Origin of the sequence: Nocardia sp. CC213A, from assembly GCF_030766805.1 — a bacterium.
Classification (GTDB): Bacteria; Actinomycetota; Actinomycetes; order Mycobacteriales; family Mycobacteriaceae; genus Nocardia; species Nocardia otitidiscaviarum.
On sequence record NZ_JASFXA010000006.1, the window covers coordinates 218,275 to 236,950 of the forward strand.

At 67.7% G+C, this 18,676-nt stretch carries 21 protein-coding genes and 1 tRNA gene; 7 read left to right on the forward strand and 15 right to left on the reverse strand.

Features of this window, described 5'->3' with window-relative positions:
* Positions 1-2 precede the first annotated feature (2 nt).
* Positions 3-449, reverse strand: a complete 447-nt coding sequence (locus QJS31_RS13620; RefSeq protein WP_282786227.1) for an SRPBCC family protein — start codon at positions 447-449, stop codon at positions 3-5.
* 91 nt (positions 450-540) lie between these two features.
* Between QJS31_RS13620 and QJS31_RS13625 the strand changes: the two genes are divergently transcribed.
* Positions 541-966: an HIT family protein gene (locus QJS31_RS13625; protein ID WP_306356861.1), complete on the forward strand. Its 426-nt coding sequence runs from the start codon at positions 541-543 to the stop codon at positions 964-966.
* Between the two features lie 78 nt (positions 967-1,044).
* Here the strand turns inward: QJS31_RS13625 and QJS31_RS13630 are convergent, their stop codons facing one another.
* Entirely contained in the window at positions 1,045-2,493 is a 1,449-nt protein-coding gene (locus QJS31_RS13630; protein WP_306356862.1) for a cell wall metabolism sensor histidine kinase WalK, read from the reverse strand.
* Positions 2,490-3,224 carry a response regulator transcription factor gene (locus QJS31_RS13635; protein WP_282779032.1) on the reverse strand — a complete coding sequence of 245 codons (735 nt, stop codon included), beginning with the start codon at positions 3,222-3,224 and terminating at the stop codon, positions 2,490-2,492. The genes QJS31_RS13630 and QJS31_RS13635 overlap by 4 nt, the downstream gene beginning before the upstream one ends.
* A gap of 155 nt (positions 3,225-3,379) precedes the next feature.
* Here QJS31_RS13635 and QJS31_RS13640 point away from each other — a divergent pair, with 155 nt between their 5' ends.
* Together QJS31_RS13640 and QJS31_RS13645 are read left to right on the forward strand one after the other, a co-directional pair.
* On the forward strand, positions 3,380-3,820 hold the full coding sequence (locus QJS31_RS13640; RefSeq protein WP_282779034.1) for a prevent-host-death protein: 441 nt from the start codon (positions 3,380-3,382) through the stop codon (positions 3,818-3,820).
* Positions 3,817-4,251, forward strand: coding sequence for a cytotoxic translational repressor of toxin-antitoxin stability system (locus QJS31_RS13645; RefSeq protein ID WP_282779035.1), 435 nt, complete (start codon positions 3,817-3,819; stop codon positions 4,249-4,251). The genes QJS31_RS13640 and QJS31_RS13645 overlap by 4 nt, the downstream gene beginning before the upstream one ends.
* 38 nt (positions 4,252-4,289) lie before the next feature.
* Here the strand turns inward: QJS31_RS13645 and QJS31_RS13650 are convergent.
* The 3 genes from QJS31_RS13650 to QJS31_RS13660 all read right to left on the reverse strand — a co-directional run bounded on the left by QJS31_RS13650 (position 4,290) and on the right by QJS31_RS13660 (position 5,793).
* Positions 4,290-4,364 (reverse strand) — tRNA-Thr (locus tag QJS31_RS13650).
* Between the two features lie 212 nt (positions 4,365-4,576).
* Complete coding sequence (locus QJS31_RS13655) at positions 4,577-4,819, reverse strand: MbtH family protein (RefSeq protein WP_282779037.1); 243 nt, start codon at positions 4,817-4,819, stop codon at positions 4,577-4,579.
* A 140-nt stretch (positions 4,820-4,959) separates the two neighbouring features.
* Positions 4,960-5,793 (reverse strand): alpha/beta fold hydrolase, encoded by an 834-nt coding sequence (locus QJS31_RS13660; RefSeq protein ID WP_282779056.1) that lies wholly within the window; start codon positions 5,791-5,793, stop codon positions 4,960-4,962.
* 195 nt (positions 5,794-5,988) lie between these two features.
* Between QJS31_RS13660 and QJS31_RS13665 the strand changes: the two genes are divergently transcribed.
* Positions 5,989-6,162, forward strand: coding sequence for a hypothetical protein (locus QJS31_RS13665; protein ID WP_157533579.1), 174 nt, complete (start codon positions 5,989-5,991; stop codon positions 6,160-6,162).
* A 65-nt stretch (positions 6,163-6,227) separates the two neighbouring features.
* Positions 6,228-7,802, forward strand: coding sequence for a trehalose-6-phosphate synthase (locus tag QJS31_RS13670; protein WP_282779039.1), 1,575 nt, complete (start codon positions 6,228-6,230; stop codon positions 7,800-7,802).
* 27 nt (positions 7,803-7,829) lie between these two features.
* Here the strand turns inward: QJS31_RS13670 and QJS31_RS13675 are convergent, their stop codons facing one another.
* Positions 7,830-8,411 carry an NADPH-dependent FMN reductase gene (locus tag QJS31_RS13675; protein WP_282779040.1) on the reverse strand — a complete coding sequence of 194 codons (582 nt, stop codon included), beginning with the start codon at positions 8,409-8,411 and terminating at the stop codon, positions 7,830-7,832.
* A 189-nt stretch (positions 8,412-8,600) separates the two neighbouring features.
* Here QJS31_RS13675 and QJS31_RS13680 point away from each other — a divergent pair, with 189 nt between their 5' ends.
* Both QJS31_RS13680 and QJS31_RS13685 read left to right on the forward strand, forming a co-directional pair.
* Positions 8,601-9,173, forward strand: a complete 573-nt coding sequence (locus tag QJS31_RS13680; RefSeq protein WP_306356863.1) for a hypothetical protein — start codon at positions 8,601-8,603, stop codon at positions 9,171-9,173.
* A gap of 50 nt (positions 9,174-9,223) precedes the next feature.
* A complete protein-coding gene (locus QJS31_RS13685; RefSeq protein ID WP_306356864.1) occupies positions 9,224-10,189 on the forward strand; it encodes a hypothetical protein in 966 nt (321 codons plus the stop codon).
* Here QJS31_RS13685 and QJS31_RS13690 read toward each other — a convergent pair.
* The 8 genes from QJS31_RS13690 to QJS31_RS13725 form a co-directional block, all read right to left on the reverse strand.
* Positions 10,174-11,157 (reverse strand): oxidoreductase, encoded by a 984-nt coding sequence (locus QJS31_RS13690; protein ID WP_306356865.1) that lies wholly within the window; start codon positions 11,155-11,157, stop codon positions 10,174-10,176. The two genes, QJS31_RS13685 and QJS31_RS13690, sit on opposite strands and share 16 nt — an antisense overlap.
* 43 nt (positions 11,158-11,200) lie before the next feature.
* Positions 11,201-11,692 (reverse strand): h domain protein, encoded by a 492-nt coding sequence (locus QJS31_RS13695; protein WP_282779045.1) that lies wholly within the window; start codon positions 11,690-11,692, stop codon positions 11,201-11,203.
* The gene (locus QJS31_RS13700; RefSeq protein WP_306356866.1) at positions 11,689-12,621 is read right to left on the reverse strand and encodes a hypothetical protein; all 933 of its coding nucleotides are present in this window, start codon (positions 12,619-12,621) and stop codon (positions 11,689-11,691) included. The genes QJS31_RS13695 and QJS31_RS13700 overlap by 4 nt, the downstream gene beginning before the upstream one ends.
* The gene (locus tag QJS31_RS13705; protein ID WP_306356867.1) at positions 12,618-14,063 is read right to left on the reverse strand and encodes an MCE family protein; all 1,446 of its coding nucleotides are present in this window, start codon (positions 14,061-14,063) and stop codon (positions 12,618-12,620) included. The genes QJS31_RS13700 and QJS31_RS13705 overlap by 4 nt, the downstream gene beginning before the upstream one ends.
* Positions 14,060-15,247 (reverse strand): MCE family protein, encoded by a 1,188-nt coding sequence (locus QJS31_RS13710; RefSeq protein WP_282779049.1) that lies wholly within the window; start codon positions 15,245-15,247, stop codon positions 14,060-14,062. The genes QJS31_RS13705 and QJS31_RS13710 overlap by 4 nt, the downstream gene beginning before the upstream one ends.
* Positions 15,248-15,333: 86 nt before the next feature.
* Positions 15,334-16,572: an MCE family protein gene (locus QJS31_RS13715; protein WP_282779057.1), complete on the reverse strand. Its 1,239-nt coding sequence runs from the start codon at positions 16,570-16,572 to the stop codon at positions 15,334-15,336.
* Positions 16,573-16,583: 11 nt separating this feature from the next.
* Positions 16,584-17,657, reverse strand: coding sequence for an MCE family protein (locus tag QJS31_RS13720; RefSeq protein WP_282779050.1), 1,074 nt, complete (start codon positions 17,655-17,657; stop codon positions 16,584-16,586).
* Positions 17,654-18,628 (reverse strand): MCE family protein, encoded by a 975-nt coding sequence (locus tag QJS31_RS13725; protein WP_051036799.1) that lies wholly within the window; start codon positions 18,626-18,628, stop codon positions 17,654-17,656. Before QJS31_RS13725 ends, QJS31_RS13720 begins: the two co-directional genes overlap by 4 nt.
* Positions 18,629-18,676 lie beyond the last annotated feature (48 nt).

Here is an 18,676-nt window from a genome sequence, read left to right on the forward strand (position 1 = left end):
GGTCAGGCTTCGGCGGCGGCGGCGATATCGTCGAGGTCGCGCTGCACCAGCTTGCGTGTCGCACCCTCGAACAGCTTGCCGAACACTCCGGCGAGCTTGGCCGCGAGACCCTTGGCTTCGCCGCCGAAGGTCATGGCCAGCAGCGTGCCGTCGCCCTGCGCCGTGACGGTGATGACCGAGGTGAAGTGGGTGCCGCGGGAATCGGCTTCGACGGTGTAGGAGCGACCGGGCTCGATGGCCGTCACCGCCATGGTCTCGGTGCTCTGCCTGCCGAACATGGTCCGCGTCTCCCGCCACGTGGTGCCGACCTCGAATCCGGTGCCGCCGCCGACCCGCTCGACCGTGTCGATGCCCTTCATCACCTCGGCGGCGCGGTCGATGTCGGTGACCACCGCCCAGACTCGTTCGGGCGGCGCGGCGATTTCCCGGGTAACGCTGATGGTCGGCATGGCCTGGTCTCCTCGGCGCGGTGGCGGGTGCTCGAGGCGAGTGTAGGCGCGCGCACCGACGACCCGCGGCCGCCGCGCGTACGCTGCCGCTATGGCTTCTGTTTTCTCCGCAATCATCTCCGGCCAGCTTCCCGGCCGGTTCGTGTGGGAGGACGACGAATTCGTCGCATTCCTGACCATCGCCCCGGTCACCCAGGGGCACACGCTGGTGGTGCCGCGCAAGGAGATCGACCAGTGGCAGGACCTGGACCCGGAGACCTTCGCGCGCATGAGCGCGGTGGCGCAGCGGATCGGCAAGGCGGTGCGGGCGGCCTGGGACGCCCCGCGCGCGGGCCTGCTCATCGCCGGTCTGGAGGTGCCGCACCTGCACATGCACGTCTTCCCCGCCTTCGAGCTCGGTGATTTCGACATCTCCGGAGCCGACACCGACCCGAGCAAGGAATCCCTCGACGAGGCCCAGGCCAAGATCAAGCAGGCCCTGCGCGACCTGGGTTACGGGCCCAACGTGCCGGAGTAGGTTCGCCGCACCGACCAGCCCGTCGTCCCCGCCCGCGCGGGGACGACGGGCCTCTTCGTCCGCGAGACCCGCTGCGCGTCAGCCGTGCTCGCGCGGCAGCCGCACGGTGAACGTGGTCCCGGTCCCGGGCGTGCTCGCCACCGCGACCGTTCCGCCGTGCGCGGCCACCAGCGCCTGCACGATGGACAGCCCCAGCCCGCTGCCGCCGCTCTCCCGGCTGCGCGAGGCATCGGCGCGATAGAACCGCTCGAACACCCGCTCGGCCTGCTCCGGTTCCAGCCCGGGACCGGTGTCGGCCACCGCCAGCAGTACCGCGTCCGCGGCCGGGGTGAGGCGCACGGTCACCGCTGCCTCCGGCGGCGTATGCACCAGCGCGTTGTGCACCAGATTCGTGAACACCTGCCGCAGCCGCGCCTCGTCCCCGGACACCTCCACGGTGCCGGTGCCGTCGACGATCTCGAGTTCGATCGGCCGCGCCGGACCGTCCGGCCGCCGCGCGGCCTCCACCGACCGCGCGGCGTGCACGACATCGCTGGCCAGGGCCAGCAGATCCACCGGCCGCCGCTCCACCGGGCGCTGCGCGTCCAGACGCGCCAGCATCAGCAGGTCTTCCACCAGCAGCCCCATCCGCTTGGACTCGTGTTCGATGCGGTCCATGAACACCGCCGGATCAGTCACGGCCCCTTGCCGATACAGCTCCGAGAAGCCCTGGATGGTGGTGAGCGGGGTGCGCAGCTCATGGCTGGCGTCGGCCACGAACCGGCGCATCCTGGCCTCCGAGCGCCGCGCCGCCTCCTCCGACGCCTCGGTGGCCGCGAACGCCTGCTGGATCTGGGTGAGCATGCCGTTCAGTGAGCGCGAGAGGTGATCGACCTCGGTGTCGGTGCCGCGCACCGGGACTCGGCGGTGCAGGTCACCGGCGGCGATGGCGGCGGCGGTCTCCTCCACCCCGCGCAGCGGGCGGAGACTGCGCCGGATGACCAGTCGCGCGACCACCGCCAGCACCGCCAGCACCAGCACACCGATCACGGCCTGGAGCACGATGAGCCGATCGATGAAGGACTCGGTCTGTTCCAGCGGCAGCGCGACGGTGCTGGTACCCGACGGCCCCGACCACCGCAGCACCCGCCATGTCACCGCGGCGTCGCCCACCGAGCCGACGGTGATCGGCCCGCGGCCCATATCCGCGGGCACATCGGGCTCGTGGGATCCGGAATCGCCGTGCAGCAGCAGGTTTCCGTGCGGATCAAAGACCCGCACATAGAACAGTTGCGGCGGCGAATTCCGGTCCGGTCGCACCGGCGGCGGGGTATCCGGTCGCGGCGCACCGGGCCGCGCCCAGGTGTGCACCGCCTCGTCCAACTGCCGGTCGAGCCGTTCGACGAGCACCCCGCGCATGGCCGAGGTGACCGCCACCCCCGAGATCAGCAGTCCCAGTGCCGCCACCAGCACCAGCGCCAGGGTGAGCGTGGTGCGCAGCGGCACCGCGGCGAGCCGGTGCGAAACCCGCTGCCGCACAGCGTTCATCGCGCACCCGACCGGCTGCTCGATTCCCGCATCACGTAGCCGACGCCGCGCAGCGTGTGAATGAGCCGCTCCGGCCCGTTGTCCACCTTCTTGCGCAGGTAGGACACGTACGTCTCCACCACCCCGACCTCACCGCCGAAGTCGTAGCGCCACACGTGATCCAGAATGCGCGGCTTGCTGAGCACGGTCCCCGCATTGACCATGAAATAGCGCAGCAGCGTGAACTCGGTGGGCGACAGGGCGACCGGCTCCCCCGCCTTCCACACCTCGTGGGTGTCGTCGTCGAGTTCGATATCGGCGAACCGAATCCGCGCGGACTTCCGCTCCGGCGCGGTGTGGCCCGCACGGCGCAGGATCACCCGCAGCCGCGCCACCACCTCTTCGAGACTGAACGGCTTGGTGACATAGTCGTCGGCTCCCAGCGTCAGCCCGGTGAGCTTGTCCTCGATATCGTCGCGCGCGGTCAGGAACAGCACCGGCGCGTCGATCCCGTCGGCCCGCAGCCGCCGCAGCAGCCCGAACCCATCCATCCCCGGCATCATCACATCCACGATCAGCGCATCCGGCCGAAACGTCCGGGCCCGGTCCAGCCCCGCGCTGCCGCTGCCCGCACTCGCCACCTCGAACCCCTGAAACCGCAGACTCACCGTCAACAGTTCGACGATCATCGGCTCATCGTCGACGACGAGAATCCGAGCCTCGGGTTCACGCTGCGCGGGCACACCTGTCATGTGATCATCGTCCGCCGCCCACCCCGGAACTCCCTGGACGTCGGCTGGGAGTTTCCTGGGAACGGTTCGGCGCCTCGTTCCGATAGGTTCAGATAAACTATGTACATCATGTACATGATGTACATAGTTGAGCACCAGCAGAGGGAGAGACATCGATGACGACCGTCGACCGGATCACGTCCGTCAGTCGGTATACCTCGATGAACAGCGCCCGCGAGAACTTCAGCCAGATGCTGACCACTGCCGAGAACGGCAACGTCGCCGTTGTCACCCGAAAGGGGAAGGATTCCGCGCTCGTGGAGGTCGGCCGACTGCGTTGGCTCCTCGCGCACACCATCCGCCCGCATGAAGCGCAGGTCGTTCGGGAGAACGGCAACTGGGTCGCCTACCTCCCGGGCCTGCCACTGGCCGTGGAGGAGGCCGACTTCGAGACGGCGGTCAACGCTCTCATCGAAGCCATGCGCGAATATGCCGCCGATTGGCAGGACCATCTCCACGCGGCGCTCAACCATCGCGACAACGTCGACTTCGTACAGTTCGTGGAGCTATCCACCGACGACCAGCTGAGAGAATGGTTGACGGCGGCCGAGCAATGACGCAATACCCGCCGGGCAACAAGAAGGCCCATGAGACGTTCTGCCGCAACGACAAGTGGGAGCGCGTTCGCAACGCCAGAGGCGGGGTAGTCGGGCACCACAGCACGTGGGAGCTGCTGTTGCCCGATGGCCGTGTGCTGCGTACCCGCATCTCGCGCCCCATGGACAACACCGACTACGGACCCAAGCTCTGGTGCCAGATCCTGAAGGAACAGCTGCAGGTCACCGAGGCCGAATTCTGGGCGTGTGTCAACGACCAGACCCGACCGATGCGCATGCGGGAGGCAGTGGCCATTCCGGACAGGGAACCGATTCCACTCGGCGTGGTCGAGAAGTTGATCCGCTTGGTTCACCTGTCGCCGGAGGAGATCGAAACCATGACCAAAGACCAAGCGGTATCCCGACTCAACCAGTTCTGGGCTGAGCAGTGACTTCGAGAGTGACGTCACCGTGTCGCCCACTGGCTGTTTGGAGCCCCCTGTCGGGATTGAACCGACGACCTTCGCTTTACAAGAGCGGTGCTCTACCACTGAGCTAAGGAGGCGGGAAAGCGGGGACATCATAACTGGATGGACCGGCTGCGCGGAAACCGGTTCCAGCTGGGATACCCAAGGGCGGGAACGGCTACCGAACCGGCCGCATGCCACCCGAAGTGTCATGCGGCCGCATCCGGTTCAACCGTTTCTGCGCGGGTAACCCTGTATCCCTCATGGTGCGGCGCTCGGTGCGAGCGCCGCCGTGGCTGTTCGCCGACTGTCAGGACTTAGTGGCCTGACGGGCCGCGTCATCGGCCGCCATGGCGTCGCGCAGGCTCTTCGGACGCATATCCGTCCAGTTCTTCTCGACATACTCGACGCAGGCGGCGCGGCTGTCCTCGCCGAACACGACTCGCCACCCGGCCGGGACCTCGGCGAAAGCCGGCCACAGGGAGTGCTGTTCCTCGTCGTTGACCAGGACGAAGAACCGGCCGTCTTCGTCGTCGAAGGGATTGGTGCTCATTTCACCTCACTGGATACTGGCGCTGTGTACGGGAACGCTGGTGGAACGCGCTCCGCTCGGTTGTCAGCCACGAGCGTCGAACGAACCCCCGACGTTGATTCGACCCTAGCAAGGCGAGCGTTACGCGTTGGCGGTTACCTTCATGCCGCGAAGAAATCGAGCAGGATCTTGTTCACGGCCTCCGGACGCTCCAGGTAGCCGAAGTGCCCGGCATCGGGAACTTCCTGGTAGCGCGCGCCCGGGATGGCCTCGGCGACCTCGCGGGACAGGTACGGGGGGATCATTCGGTCATCGGCGAAACCAATGGACAGGCACGGCACCGTAATGGCCCGGTAGGCGGCCAGGCGGTCGAAGTCGTGGTCCATGCGGCGCTGGGCGCGCACGCCGGGCGAGACCGGGCCGCCGGTGAACTCGAACAGGTCCAGCCAGTCACGGGCGGCGTTCGGATCCGCCATGGTGGCCGGGGAGAGGTTCATGACGGCGGTGAGGGCGGCGTCGTACTTGGCGGGCAGCGTGACCCCGCTGGCGTCGAGTTCGTGCTCGCCCAGCGACAGCGTCTTCTGGAACTGGTCGAGCCGACCGTGCCCCGCCATGAACACGGCCTTGCGCACCAGTTCGGGGCGGGCGAGCGCGAGTTCCTGGGCGACGCGCGCGCCCATGGAGGTACCCGCGACCAGTGCCGGACCCTCGTCCAGGAATTCGATGAGCGCCGCGGTGTCACGCACCAGATCGTCGATGGTCATGCCGTCGGCGGCCTCGAAGGACGGGGCGATGCCACGATTGTCGAAGGTGCACACCCGGTACCCGGCGGCCACCAGTGCGGGCGTCTGATGCAGCTCCCACACCCGCCCCGGGCTGCCGGTGCCCATGATCATGACGACCAGCGGGCCCCCGCCCTTGACGTCGGTGCCCTTGGCGCGGTCGCCCTTGACCTGGTAGTTCAGCGAAATTCCGTTCACCGTGGCCAACGGCATGGACATCGACCCCTTCATCACCTTGACTCGTGCATTCGCCTGTCGTCTGCACCTCCACCGTATAGCCCGCGGGGCGCGCGACGTTTCTCACCACCGGCCTTCGGAGCCCCATCTGCACCGAGCGGACGGTTCACCTCCGAGGTGCGGATACCATGGACACCTCATAACCTGTGCACAGACATCCGAGAGGACACGATGATGGCCGCGAAGAGCAGCGCCAACGACATCGCGGACGACGATCTCGAGCCGCTCGCCGACGAAACCGCCCGTCAGGCTCAGCGCGTCGTGGCCGCCTACGCCGCGGACGCCGACGAATGCCGCATGCTGCTGTCGATGCTCGGCATCGGCCCGAGCAACCGGGCCGACTGAGGCGGGTTCGACTACCGACAACTACAACGGGCTCCCTGCGACGGGCAAAGGAATCGAGTGGACCGATGAATCAGACCGACGACTCCCAGCACGATCCGGACACCGAGCCCGACGAGTTCGACGGTGTCCCCGCGGCCTACCGTGGCCCGGGGGCGCTCATTCCCGATGAGGGTGCCGGTTCCGGATTCGTGGTCGTCGCGAATCGGCTGCCGGTCGACCTGGAACGCCTTCCGGACGGCACCACCCGCTGGAAGCGCAGTCCGGGCGGCCTGGTGACGGCGCTGGAGCCCGTGCTGCGCAACAACAAGGGCGCCTGGGTCGGCTGGGCCGGTGTTCCGGACGTGGAGGTGGACCCGATCACCGAGGACGGGTTGGACCTGTTCCCGGTGCCGCTGTCGGCCGAGGAGGTGGCCGACTACTACGAGGGCTTCTCCAATGCCACGCTGTGGCCGCTGTACCACGACGTGATCGTGCGGCCGGTGTACGACCGCCAGTGGTGGCAGGCCTACGTCCAGGTGAACCGCCGCTTCGCCGAGCACACCGCGAAGGTGGCGGCGGAGGGCGCGACGGTATGGGTGCAGGACTACCAGCTGCAACTGGTGCCGAAGATGCTGCGCATGCTGCGTCCGGATCTGACCATCGGCTTCTTCCTGCACATTCCGTTCCCGCCGGTGGAACTGTTCATGCAGATGCCCTGGCGCACCGAGATCGTGGAGGGGCTGCTCGGCGCGGATCTCATCGGCTTCCATCTGCCCGGTGGCGCGCAGAACTTCCTGTATCTGGCGCGCCGTCTCGCGGGCCAGCCGACGTCCCGCGGCACCGTCGGCGTGCGCTCGAAAATGGGTGTGGTGCAGGTGGGTTTCCGCACCGTGCGGGTCGGCGCGTTCCCCATCTCCATCGCCTCGGCGGAGCTGGACGAGCACTCGCGTCGCCGCTCGGTACGCGAACGGGCCGCGAAGATCCGTGCGGAACTGGGTGATCCGAAGACCGTCCTGCTCGGCGTGGACCGCCTGGACTACACCAAGGGCATCGATATCCGCCTCGCCGCGCTGGAGGAGCTGCTGCACGAGGGGAAGATCGACCCCGCCGAGCTGGTCATGGTGCAGCTGGCCACCCCGAGCCGGGAGCGGGTGGAGTCCTACATCCAGATGCGCGGCGATATCGAACGCCAGGTGGGTCGCATCAACGGCGAGTTCGCCCGGGTGGGTCACCCGGTGGTGCACTACCTGCACCGCCCGATTCCGCGCGAGGAGCTGATCTCGTTCTTCGTGGCCGCCGACGTCATGGTGGTGACGCCGCTGCGCGACGGCATGAACCTGGTGGCCAAGGAGTACGTGGCCTGCCAGGGCGGCCTGAACGGCGCGCTGGTGTTGAGCGAGTTCACCGGCGCGGCAGCCGAATTGCGCCAGGCGTACCTGTGCAACCCGCACGATCTGGAAAGCGTCAAGGAGGCCATCCTCGCCGCGGTGAACGACGACCGCGACGCCCGCCGCCGCCGGATGCGCTCCATGCGCCGCCAGGTCCTCACCCACGATGTCGACCGCTGGGCCCGCGCCTTCCTCGACGCCCTGGCTCAGGACCGCGTGGCGGGCAGCGCCCTGCTGTCCGACGACGACGTGGATCCGGCACCGCGCCGCTGAGCGCGGCGGTTCGGTTCCCGATGGGGCTCAGCCCACCGGCTGCGGGCGGTGGGCGCGGTCGATCTTGTCGGCCAGCGCCGTCAGCAGGTTCGCGAGCAGATCCACCGTGGTCCGATCGGTCGGATTGCCGTCGTCGTCGAAGCGCTCGTGGGCATTGTCGATGATCACCTGCGGTGTGACCACGACATCGCTGCGCGTCTGGAGCAGCACCTGGCGCAGGGCGAGCTGGGCGCGCACGGAACCGAAACGGCTCGGTGACGCGCCCATGATGGCGATCGGTTTGCGCAGCAGCGGGCGGCCCTCGACCTCGGCCCAGTCGGTGCTGACCCAGTCGATGGCGTTCTTGAGCACCCCGGGCATCGAATGATTGAACTCCGGTGTGGCGATGAGGAGTCCGTCCGCCTCGGTGATCCGGCGGCGCAGGTCGGTCACCACCGCCGGACGCCGGTACGGGTCGTCGAAATCCAGATCGTAGGGCGGGATGTCGCGCAGGCCCTCGTAGATCTCGATATCCAGGTCGGTGCCGAGCCGCTGCGCCGTGCGCAGCAGCGCCGTATTGTGCGAGCCCACGCTCAGGCTGCCGGAGATGGCGAGGATGCTGTACGTCACGCGTTGGAGCCTATGACCGGCGGTGACGGTTTCCGGAGGGTCCGGCACGCCGCGTTCCGGACCCGATACGCCAAACCGGCGCCGCACCCGGTTCGATCCGGCCTCCGCCCGGGGTGCGGGTCTCAGGACCCCTGTACCCCAGTAGCCTTCGCCACGTCCGCGAGCATCTGATCGGCCGCTTGGACCCCGATGCCCGACAGCGCGCGAATCGCACTCGGGCTGGCCCCGAGAATGCCCGTCATACCCGATCTCACCGAAATCAGCGTCACGTACCGCTCGCAGGCAGATGCCAGCGCGGATATTCGCGAACTCGCCGCGCAGGCCACCGCCATCGATGTCATGGCGGTACGCGGGCTCGGAATACTCGGCTTGAATGATTCGCTGCTTCGGGAGGCTTTGTCGTCGGATGTGAGACTTCGTGTCCTACTCCTGGACCCCGATTGTGAAGCTGCGCGATTTCGCGCCGAGGAAATCGGCGAGTCACCCGAGTGCTTCTCGGCGGGCATCAACCTGTCCATCGCCCGCCTCAGGGAACTCGCTCGGTCGAACCACTCGGTCGAGCTGTACACCTATGACCGGATTCCGGTGTGGCGGATCCTCAAACTCGATGAGGTGCTGTTCGTTTCGGCGTTCACCGCCTACGGCGAGGGACATTCGTCATCCACGCACCGAATCGACCCCAACCGACGCGGCATCCTGCATCATGCCTTCGTGCGGGTTGTGGAACAGTCCTTCGCCGATGCGACACGCCTCGCCCCGTAGTCAGGAACCGCTGTGATCGAAGCCGAGTACTTTCCGCGACAATGGGCCGCGTGCTGACCATTCGTGGAATCTCGTACCTGGTCGACGGCGTTCCGGCGGAGGCCGCACGAGCGGATTTGGAGGTGATCCACGCGGATTTGCACTGCACGGCGGTGATGCTGATCGGTGCCGATGGGGTGCGGATGCTCGGGGCGGCGGAGGACGCACTCGAGATCGGACTCGAGGTGTGGATACGCCCACAGGTGAGCGACCGGCCGTGGCGGGAGGTGTGCGGACGGCTGGGTGAGCTCGCGACGGGAGCCGAAGAACTGCGGGGGCGGTATCCGGGGCGGGTGACGCTGCTGGTGGGCAGTGAATTCACCCATACCGCGCCGGGGATGGTGCCCGGATGGTGGTCGTACGCGCGGCTCATGCTGATCGTGCGCGCGTACGGGGTGTTTCGGCGGCGGGCGACAAGGCGGCTGGACGCACTGTTGGAACGGGCCGTGCGGACGGCTCGGGAGCGGTTCGAGGGGCCGGTCGGGTACGCGGCGGCGGGGTGGGAGGACCTGGACTGGTCGCGATTCGATGTGGTCGGCGTCAATCTCTACCGATCCGGGCACGATCCCGACCGCTACGCGCGACGCGTCCGAGAACTGGTGGCCGACAACGAGAAGCCGGTTGTCATCACCGAGTTCGGTTGCGGCGCTTTCGAAGGTGCGGACCGCCGGGGCGCGGGATCGTTCCGGATCGTCCGCTGGTTCAGCGATCGACCGCATATCCGCGGCGAGCATCCGCGCGACGAACGTATACAGGCAGGCTATCTGGGCGATCTGATCGGCCTGTACGAAACCAGCGGTGTGCACGGCTGTTTCGTGTTCACGTTCGCCATGCCCGACTTCCCACACAGCACCGATCCCCGCTTCGATCTCGACCGAGCGGGATTCGGCGTCGTGAAATTCGCCGACGGCGCGGTCGGCGGCTGGACACCCAAGCAGGCGTTCCATGAGGTGGCGTGCCGCTACCGGAGGGAGTGACCTGCCTCCAGATCGCCGACCGGCTCGGTGAAGCGGAAGCTGACGCCGGTGAGTTGCTCGGACTTCTCCCACAGCCGCGCCGCGAGTTCCGGGTCGTCGGCTCCGGGGGTCGGCGCCTTGCGGACCGGATAGCCTTTGAAACGCCCCGTGGGGCCGAAGAACTCACCGCCGCGCACGCTCGGGTCGACGGCCGCGCGCACGGTGGGCAGCGCGCCCATTTCGGGGGTCTGCTTCAGCGAGTCGAAGAACCACTTGAAAGCCGGGCGGGACAGGAAGCGGACGACCGGGCCCAGGTTCTGTTCGAAATCGGATTGGGCGATACCGGGATTGGCCATCGTCGCGACCAGCCTGGCGTCGGCGCCGTTGAGGCGGCGCTGCAGCTCGGCGATGAAGAGCTGCACCGCCAGTTTGGACTGCGCGTAGGCGTGCAGGCCCCGGTAGTCGCGGCGCTCGAAGAACAGGTCGTCGACGTCCACGGTGTCCATGGTCTTGCCGAACGCGCCGCTGGTGACCGAGACGACCCGGGCGTCGGGTGCGGCCAGCAGGCGGTCGAGCAGCAGGCCGGTGAGCGCGAAGTGGCCGAGATGGTTGGTGGCGATGGTGGTTTCGAAATCGTCGACGGTACGCTCCGGCCGCATCACCGCGGTGCCCGCGTTGTTGATCAGCAGATCGATGTGCGTGAAACGGTCGCGAAGCTGTCGCGCCGCCGCATGCACCGATGCCTGCGCGGCGAGATCCAGTTCCACCAGCGACAATTCGGCGTCGGGTGCGCCGACACGAATGGAATCGGCCACCAATTCCGCTTTTTCGAGGTTGCGGCAGGCCAGTACCACGTGCGCCCCGCTGTCGGCGAGCAGGAAGGCCGTGGCCACGCCGATTCCGGCGCTGGCTCCGGTGACGACGGCGACGCGGCCGTGCAGATCCGGTATGTCGGCCGCGGTCCACTGCGGCTGTTGTGTCGTGCCCACGCGATCTTCCTGATTCCTAAGGTCTTTCGCTGACCTCAGCACTCTAGATGGGGTCGACGTCCGCCACCAGCCAGCGACCCCCCTCGCGGTCCAGTCGCACCTTCAGGCGGCTGGCGTCGTAGGTGCCCTTGGCGGGGTCCTTGCCGGTGCTGCGCTGGTTCAGGAAGATCATGACCTCGGTGTGATCGGCCTCGGCACTGATCACGCCGCTGCCGGTCACGGTGGCCTGCACCACGAGTTCCTTCTCCTTCGCGCCGGGCGCGAGGACGGTTTCGGTCACGTTCTTCCAGTCGGCCTTGAAGTCCTCGGTCATATCCTCGCTGACCTTGGCCATCTGGGTGTCGATGGTGTTGAAGTTGTAGCCGAACATGCCCTCCACGGCGCGGCGGGCAACGACCAGCGAATCCTCCCTGGCCTGTTCGGCCCGCTGATCCTGCCGATATGCGTAGCCCACCCAGGAGCCGACCACCATGGCGGCGACGAGCAGCAGGCAGGCTCCGGTCAACAGGAAGCGGTCGACAAGTCGCGCGGTCATATCACCATCTCCATCTGCGTCGCGGCCAGACCTCGCTCGGTGTGGGTGATGGTCACCCGGAACCGGAACTGCCGCTGCTGCGGACCTTCCGCACCGGCGTTGGTGAGGGTCTGCTTGACGGCCACCAGCACGATCGCGGAGTGGTCGTCGGAGCTTTCGATGGCGGCGTCGATGACCTCGCCCTTGGCGCGCACCTCCGCCTTCTGCACGATTCCGGCGTAATCGTCCTTGCGCTGCTCGTATTCGGCGGCCAGCTCACCCGAGGTCACCTCGAGCACCCGCTTGATGTCGTCGGACGCGGTCTCGGCGCTGATATTGGTGATGTTGAGCATGGCCTGCTTGGCCGTCTGCACGTAGTCGGCGCGCAAGGCGTTCTCCGCGGCGATCTCACCGCGCAGGTGCACCAGGTAGCCGGTGCCGCCCATGAGCGCCACCGCCAGCAGCACCGCGGCCACCGCCACGATCCGCTGCCAGCCGATGCCCGCGGCCGAAGGAGCTGCGGGCCCCTCGGACACGACGGCCTCGGATGTGACGGCCTCGGATGTGACAGGATCGCCGGTCGGCGGTGCGGGAGGAACCGGGGCAGGCACGGCGGCTGCGGCGGGCGGCTGCGGAATCCGCTCGGCCGCACTGCTGTCCACAGCGTCGTCGAGCCGCACCGGCTCGGCGGCCGCCGGTTTACCGAGTTCCACCGACGCCGCGGCCGACTCGCTCGGCTCGTCGCGCGCCACCGGCTCGGTGGCCCCGGCCTCCTCGTGCTTGCCGAGTTCGACGGTGGGCGGCGTGGCCGTCACCTCGTCGGCCCCGGCCGCTGCCGAAACGGTGGCCCGGTGCACCCGTGAGGTGTCGGCCCCCGCTTCCGGCGGCGGCCCCTCCGAGCGCACCGCGCGCCGCCGGTTTCGGTTCGTCACCCCACCGGTATCACTCATCGCATCTGCTCCTGCACCATCGCTGTCAGACTCGTCGGGATCACCCCGGAGCCGTCCGGTCCGATATTGGCCTGACGGTACATGCGGCCGTCGGGTCCGAGCACGGTCCCGGTACGCGGATCGTAGGACCGCGTCTCGACCGACGCCGGTTGGGTCGCACCGGCCGGAGCGCCGGACGCACCGCCCTGTGGCTGCTCACCGCCGGTATCGCCGGACGGCGCCACCGGATTCGGCGGCCCGAACGGCGGATTGTCGCCCAGCGGCACGAACCCCTGCGGATCCCGGCAGAGTTCCGGCGTGGGCGCGCGCTTGCCCGGCACCTCCATACAGGGCGTATTGCGAATGCCGCGCACCGCGAACGGCGCGTCCTGCGAGACCTTGCAGTACAGGCCGCCCGGGGTGTCCGGCACATCCCGCAGTGCGGCCGAACGCCGCTGATCGGCGGGGAGGAAGCCGGTGGTGCAGCCCTGCGGGTCATTGACGCTGACCATGAAGTCGACCATGGCCCCGTACTCCAGCGGACCGTTGAGCGCGATCGTCAGCAGCGCTCCGACCAGCGGCGGGAAAACGACCAGCAGCTGTTCGATGCCCGGATCGTAGACGTAGCTGACCTGGCCGACGCTGGCCAGATTGCGCGCGAGCAGCGGCAGCGTCGGATTCAGGTCCTGGAACAGTCGGGTGGCGCTGCCGGCGGCGCCCGGCGTCTTGCTGAGCACATTGCGCAGCGCCGGATCGTGTTCGCGCAGTTGATCGGTCAGTGTGGCCAGATCCGCGGTCCACGACCGGATCGCCGCATCGGATTCGATCTGGGTGTCCAGCAGCGGCCCGATCTGATCGATCAGGGCCTTGGTGGCCTCGGAGTTGTTCCGCGCCTCCTGGACGAGCAGGGACGCGGAGTCGAGGAAGCGCTGCAGATCCGGACCGGCACCGTCGAATGCCAGGAAGGCGTCGTCGATGACCTGCCGCAGTTTGGTGTCCGCGACACTGTTCAGCAGTCGGTCGGTCTGTTCGAGCAGGGAGCCGACATCCTGCGGTAGCTTGGTCCGCTCCACCGGGATGACCGAACCGTCGGAGAGGTTGCCGCCCGTGCCGTTGTCGACCGGGAGCAGGTCCACATACTGCTCGCCGACCGCCGACACACTGCGCACCCAGGCGTCCACGTCGGAAGGGATCTTGTAGTCGCTGTCGATGGAGAGTTCGGCGTCGACACCCTCCGGCGTCAGGCGCACCGCCGTCACCTTGCCGACGGTGGTACCGCGATAGGTGACATTGGCGTTCTCGTAGAGTCCACCGGTGGCGGCGAGTCGCACCGTGACGTCGTAGCGGCCGATGCCGAACATGGCGGGCAGCTGCACGTACGTACCGCTCATCACGGTGATGCCGATAACCGTCAGCACCGAGAAGATGACCAGCTGGATCTTGACGAAGCGCGTGAGTTTCACTGTCCACTCCCCTGCGGCACGGTGAGTCCCGGAATCGCGGGCAGCCCCGGAATCGGCGGCAGCCCGGGAATACTCGGCTCGGGTGCCTGCGACTCCGGCCGGGGGTTCAGTGGCGCGGTCCGCGGATCGACCGGCTCACCGGGGGTGCCGCCCAGCTGGCCGAGCGCTCCTTCGACGCCGCCGAAGCGCGGACCGAGCGGCGTTCCGGTGAGGAAGTTCTTGCTCAGGCGCGCGGCGGTGAGATCGTAGGTGATCTTCACGTTGAGGTAGTCGCCGCGCACCGCGCCGTCCAGGTTCTTCAGCGAGAACGGGAAGGTGAGCAGCATGTCCAGCGCCGCACTGAGATTCGTTCCGGTATTGGCGATCTCCTGCAGCAGCGGCCAGAGGTTGGCCAGTTCGGCGGTGAGGTGATCGCCGCCGTTGTCCACGATGCGCGACACCACGTCGCTGAGCCCGCCGAGCGCGGTCAGCGCACGGGTGATGTTCTCCCGGCGGTCGGCGAGCACGGTCAGCGCCGGATGGATGTTCTCGATGGCCGCGACCACCCGATCCTGTTGCTGCGCCAGGATTCCGGAGAACCGATCCAGTCCGCCCATGGCCGCGATGATGTCGTTGGTCTGCGCGTCGAGCGTGGTGACGAGGGTGTTCAGCTGCGGCAGCAGTTCGCGGATGGCCTCGGTGTCGGTGCTCAGCGCGGTGTTCAGTTCCTTGGTGATGGTCTCCAACTGGCTGATGCCGCCGCCGTTGAGCACCACCGAGAGGGAGGACAGCGTCTGCTCGGTGGTCGGGTACGCACCCGCCCGCTCCAGCGGGATGACATCGCCGGGCCGCAGTTCGCCCTGTGCCGGAACATCGGTGGGCGCGGCCAGTTCGAGGTGGTTACTGCCGAGCAGGCTGGTCTGGCCGATCTTGGCCGTGGCGTTCGCGGGCAGCTTCACATCCGGTTCGAGGCTCACGGTGACCAGCGCGTGCCAGCCCTCCACCTCGATACCGGTCACCGAGCCGACCGCGACGTCATGGACGCGAACCGGCGAATTGCGGGTCAGCGTCGTGACATTCGGCATCTGGATCTTGACTTGCCACGCCCCCGCACCGGTGCCCTCCGCGCCCGGCATCGGCAACGAGTTGAGGCCGTCCCACTGACATCCGGTGGCGCCCAACGCGATCGCGATACCGATCGCCATGCCCGCCACCCGGGTGCGGGCGAGGTGTGTGGCACGTCTCGGTTCTGGACTGACCGGAGCGGAGAGCAAAGCCAACACAGCTTTCATCAGTTGCCTCCCGGAACGGCCAGTTCGGCGATGCTGCCCGGCACCGTGACGCCGCCGGCCGCGGCCGCGACCTCCGGTGTGCTGTACACCAGCTGCTCCGGATAGGCGGTCGCATTGGTCGGCGTGCTGAGCATGAGCGGCGGATAGTTCATGGCCATGCTGTTCAGCACCGGGCCGAGCATGGTGGCGCACAGGTCCGCGCTCTTGTCGGAGTCGTTGGTCTCCAGCGCCTCGATCGACCCGCAGAGGAAGCTGATCGGGTCGGCGAAGTTGGTGAGCACCGGATAGCCGGTCAGCGACCCCTGGGCGGGCTTGTAGATCTGATAGAAGTTCACCAGGGCGGTGGGGCCGGAGTGCAGCACGCGCTCCACCTCGGGCCGCTTGTCCACCAGCAGCTGGGTCACCTCGCTGAGCCGCTGCACGCTCTCGGTCAGCGCGCCGCCGCGGGCGTCGATGAAGCGCTGCACATCCGCGACCGCGATATCCAGATTCTCCAGTCCCGCACCGAGATCGGTGGACACTCCGGCCAGCACCGAGGACACCGAGGCGAGCCGCCCGCCGAACTGCACGATCTGGTCGTTGCTCTTGGAGAGCACGTCCACGAACTGCTGCAAATTGCGAATGGTGGCGAACAGGTCGGTGCGGCCGTCGGACAGCGTGGTCAGCGCGCTGGACAGCTCCCGCAGGGTGTCGCGGAACGCCTCACCGTTGCCGTCGAGATTGTCGGCGGCGGTGTCGACGAATCGACCGAAGGAACCCTGTTCGTCATCGCCCACCGGGCCGAGGGTCGTCGCCAGCCTGGACAGTTCGGTCTTGATGTCGTCCCACTCCACCGGAATGGCGGTGCGCTCGATCGGGATGGTCGCGCCGTCGGCCAGTTTGTCGCCGCCGGTGTAGGCGGGGGCAAGCTGAATGAACCGCGCCGACACCAGCGAGGGCGACACGATGACGGCCTTGGCGTCGGCGGGCAGGTCCACGCCGCGGTCGATGGTCATCCGCACCGTGACCCGGTCGGTGCCCGGATCCACGGAGTCGATGGTGCCGACCCGCACGCCGAGCACCCGCACCTGGTCACCGGCGTAGAGGCCGCTGGTGGACGGGAAGTACGCGGTGATCTGGGTCTTGCCGATCCGGCTCACCGCCGGGTACGCGAGCACACCGACCACCGCGATCAGCGCGACCAGGGCGACGGCCCACGTCCACCGGGGCAGCTGTCCGAGGTTCTTCAGTGCGTTCATTTTCCGGGCGTTCATTTTCCGGGCTCCGTCAGTGCGGGATACAGGCCGGGAGGCTGCTGCGGACTGTTGTCGAGGTAGGAGCGCAGGTCCTCGGGCAGATGTTCGGGCCACACCAGGGCGTCGACCAGCGGCTGCAACCCCTTGCTGGTCGCGTTGGAGATGTACGCCTGGAAGTACGGGCCGCCGCCCACCTGCTCGCCCAGTGCGCCCGCGTAGGGGCCGAGGGCGTCGAGGGCGTCGGAGAGGTTCTGCTCATTGCGCTGGAGCATCGCCAATACCGAGTTCAGCCGGTCCAGCGTGGGTCGCAGCTGGGCCTCGTTGTCGTTGACGAACCCGCTGAGCTGCTGGGCCAATCCGTTGACGTACTGGATCATCTGACCGAGCGCGGTGCGCCGCGCGTCCAGCTCGCCGAGCAGCTGATTGCCGTCGACGAGCAGCGCGCTGATCTTGGCGGCTCGATCGGACAGCACCTGGGTGACGCCCTGGGCCTTGCTCAGCAGCTCGGTCAGCGCCTGGTCGCGGGTGTTGATGCTGCGCGACAGGGCGGTGATGCCGTCCAGGGCCGACCGCAACGGCGCGGGCGTATCGGCGAAGGTGGCCGACAGCGCGTCGAGCGTGGTGTTCACCTGCTCCATGTCCAGGCCGTGCACGGTGGTGGCGAGGTCGCCGAGCGCGTCGTTGAGCGAGTACGGAGAGGTGGTGCGCTCCAACGGAATCGGCTCGTCCCGGCGCAGGCGGCCGTCCCCCGCCGGGGTGACCTCGAGGGATTTGCGACCGAGCACCGTATTGGTCTTGATGGCGGCGCTGGTGCGGTCGCCCAGCGTGATGTCGCCGTCGATGCTGAACCGCACGAGCACCTTCGCGCCGTCCAGCCGCACGTCCTCGACCCGCCCGGACCGCACGCCCGCGACCTGAACCTGGTCACCGGGCACCAGACCGCCCGCGTCACCGAAATGGGCGGTGTACTGAATACCGGAGGCCAGGAACGGCAATCGGTCGAACTGGAGCGAGGCCAGTGAGATGGTCACCGCCAGCACGATGCCGACGATGCCCACATTGATCACCGATGAGCGCTGTCCGTTCACTTCGCACACCTCCCGGTGGTCTGCGCGCCGGGCAGTTTGAGGAACAGCGGCTTGCCGTCGGGGCCGTCGACCAGGAAGTCGGTGCCGCAGACGTAGATGTTCAGGAACGATCCGTAGGAGCCGATGCGAACCAGCTTCTTGTAGGCGTCCGGCAGGTTCTGGATGATCCACTCGATATCGCCGGATTGATCGTCGATGCTCGTGGCGGTACGCCCCAGCTGGTTGATGGTCTCCTTCAGATCCGGCCGGGCCTGGGTGAGCAGCCCGGTGAGATCGCCTGTCGCCCCGGAGATCCGGGGAATGGCGTCCCCGATCGGATCCTTGTCCGCGGCCAGCCCGCTGACCAACCGCTGCAATTCGTCCAGCGTGGTCGCGAATTCCTGATCACGATCGTCGATGGTGGCCAGCACCGTCTTCAGATTCTCGATCACACTGCCGATCAGGGCATCTCGCTCGGACAGCGTCTTGGCGAAGGAGCCGGAGCTGTTCAGCAGCGACACCAGTGTGCCGCCCTGCCCCTGGAAGATCTGCAGCAGCGCCTCGGTGAGGTCGTTGACCTGCGCCGGATCCAGGCCGCGCAGCAGGGGCTTCATCCCGCCCAGCAGCATGTCCAGATCCAGTGCGGGCTTGGTGCGGTCGGTGCCCATGGTCGCGCCCTCCCGCATCACCTCCGCCGTGCCGGGGCCCTCCAGCAACTCCAGATACCGGTCGCCGACCAGGTTCTCGTAGCGGATGGCGGCCGTGGTGCTCTGGTAGAGCCGGTACTTGCGGTCCACGTCGAATTCGAGATGGGCGAGATTGTCCTCGCCGACCCGCACCGAGGTCACCGAGCCGACCGGCACACCGGCGATGCGCACCTTCGCCCCCGGCAGGATGCCCGACGAGCTGGTGAACACGGCCTTGTAGCCGTACTCGCGGGAGAACCGCATCTCACTGAAGACGATCCCGAGCATGCCCAGGATCAGCACCATGACGAGGGTGAACAGGCCGAGCTTGACCGTGACCGCGTGGGGTGTGAA

Bases quoted from the DNA above. Each gene is read 5' to 3' on its own strand.
- QJS31_RS13620 (WP_282786227.1), bottom strand. From the start codon at position 449: ATGCCGACCATCAGCGTTACCCGGGAAATCGCCGCGCCGCCCGAACGA.
- QJS31_RS13625 (WP_306356861.1), top strand. From the start codon at position 541: ATGGCTTCTGTTTTCTCCGCAATCATCTCCGGCCAGCTTCCCGGCCGG.
- QJS31_RS13630 (WP_306356862.1), bottom strand. From the start codon at position 2,493: ATGAACGCTGTGCGGCAGCGGGTTTCGCACCGGCTCGCCGCGGTGCCG.
- QJS31_RS13635 (WP_282779032.1), bottom strand. From the start codon at position 3,224: ATGACAGGTGTGCCCGCGCAGCGTGAACCCGAGGCTCGGATTCTCGTC.
- QJS31_RS13640 (WP_282779034.1), top strand. From the start codon at position 3,380: ATGACGACCGTCGACCGGATCACGTCCGTCAGTCGGTATACCTCGATG.
- QJS31_RS13645 (WP_282779035.1), top strand. From the start codon at position 3,817: ATGACGCAATACCCGCCGGGCAACAAGAAGGCCCATGAGACGTTCTGC.
- QJS31_RS13655 (WP_282779037.1), bottom strand. From the start codon at position 4,819: ATGAGCACCAATCCCTTCGACGACGAAGACGGCCGGTTCTTCGTCCTG.
- QJS31_RS13660 (WP_282779056.1), bottom strand. From the start codon at position 5,793: ATGCCGTTGGCCACGGTGAACGGAATTTCGCTGAACTACCAGGTCAAG.
- QJS31_RS13665 (WP_157533579.1), top strand. From the start codon at position 5,989: ATGATGGCCGCGAAGAGCAGCGCCAACGACATCGCGGACGACGATCTC.
- QJS31_RS13670 (WP_282779039.1), top strand. From the start codon at position 6,228: ATGAATCAGACCGACGACTCCCAGCACGATCCGGACACCGAGCCCGAC.
- QJS31_RS13680 (WP_306356863.1), top strand. From the start codon at position 8,601: ATGCCCGACAGCGCGCGAATCGCACTCGGGCTGGCCCCGAGAATGCCC.
- QJS31_RS13695 (WP_282779045.1), bottom strand. From the start codon at position 11,692: ATGACCGCGCGACTTGTCGACCGCTTCCTGTTGACCGGAGCCTGCCTG.
- QJS31_RS13700 (WP_306356866.1), bottom strand. From the start codon at position 12,621: ATGAGTGATACCGGTGGGGTGACGAACCGAAACCGGCGGCGCGCGGTG.
- QJS31_RS13710 (WP_282779049.1), bottom strand. From the start codon at position 15,247: ATGGCGATCGGTATCGCGATCGCGTTGGGCGCCACCGGATGTCAGTGG.
- QJS31_RS13715 (WP_282779057.1), bottom strand. From the start codon at position 16,572: ATGAACGCACTGAAGAACCTCGGACAGCTGCCCCGGTGGACGTGGGCC.
- QJS31_RS13725 (WP_051036799.1), bottom strand. From the start codon at position 18,628: ATGGTGCTGATCCTGGGCATGCTCGGGATCGTCTTCAGTGAGATGCGG.